We start from the raw sequence: 1,014 nt of genomic DNA, 5'->3' as shown, positions 1-1,014 counted from the left end.
GAGGACATCCTGGATAATCCCGCTTGGGAATATGTCGGTACCTATACCGACATCAAGTCTGGTAGGACCATCAGCTCGCGTCCTGGCTTCCAGAGCCTGCTGGCCGACTGTGAGGCGGGGAAGATTGATATGATCTACACCAAGTCCATCAGCCGCTTCGGACGCAACTGCGTTGATTTTCTGGTGACGCTCAGGCGTCTCAAAGAGCTGAAGGTGGATGTCTTTTTCTACAACGAGCAGATACACCTCCTCAGCCAGGCAGGGGAGTTGCTGCTTACACTCCATGCGGGTATAGCCCAGGCTGAGAGTGAGAACAAGAGCGAGAACATCAAGTGGGGTCTTCGAAGAAGCACCATGGATCCTGACTCCCCGGCATTCTCCCGCAGGTGCTATGGGTATGATCGTAATGAGGAGGAAGGACTCATCCTCAACATCGCTGAGGCCAGGATAGTCCTGAAGATCTTTGATTGGTACGAGCAAGGCTGGAGTATCGTGAGGATCAAGAAGGAACTGGAAGCCCTCAAGGTTCCCTCACCAACGGGTAAGAAGAAATGGCCGGTGAAGACGATCGAGAACATCCTCACCAACGAGAAATATACCGGCACCTCAGTCTATGGAGAGACAGAGTCTGCAGAGTTCCCTTCCACCAAGAGAAAAGCCCGTGACCCGTTCGAGGTCCACCGGTCACGCAACCATCACATCCCCATCATCCATGAACGACAGTTCAATCGCGTGCAGAAACTGAAGGCGAAACGCTCCAACATCGAGATTGATGAGCACGGGAAAAAGGTCAGAAAGAGCACCCATTACAGCTCCAAGAAGGCTGTAACAAAAACGAAGAAAACCCCCGAACCCCAAAACTAAATGGCATAATAATCAACGGTATTGTTGAAAATGCGAGTGTGCATATCTTTGGTAAAAATTGACGAAATTGAGTAGTCTAAATTAATAAAAAATCCTGAAAAACTGGTAAAATAACGAATAAATAAGTGTTTACAAAGCAAATACTTGCAT

General features: G+C 48.7%; 1 protein-coding gene. It reads left to right on the top strand.

Going from position 1 to position 1,014, the window contains the following annotated elements; all coding sequences use genetic code 11:
* On the top strand, nucleotides 1-864 hold an 864-nt coding region (locus JF818_RS02940; RefSeq protein WP_198890494.1), incomplete at its 5' end, for a recombinase family protein.
* Between the last annotated feature and the right edge of the window lie 150 nt (nucleotides 865-1,014).

Source organism: Sphaerochaeta sp. S2 (assembly GCF_016406725.1).
In the GTDB taxonomy this organism is placed as follows: domain Bacteria; phylum Spirochaetota; class Spirochaetia; order Sphaerochaetales; family Sphaerochaetaceae; genus Sphaerochaeta.
The sequence above is the reverse complement of the archived record's forward strand: the minus strand, read 5'-3'. Positions and strand labels throughout refer to the sequence as shown.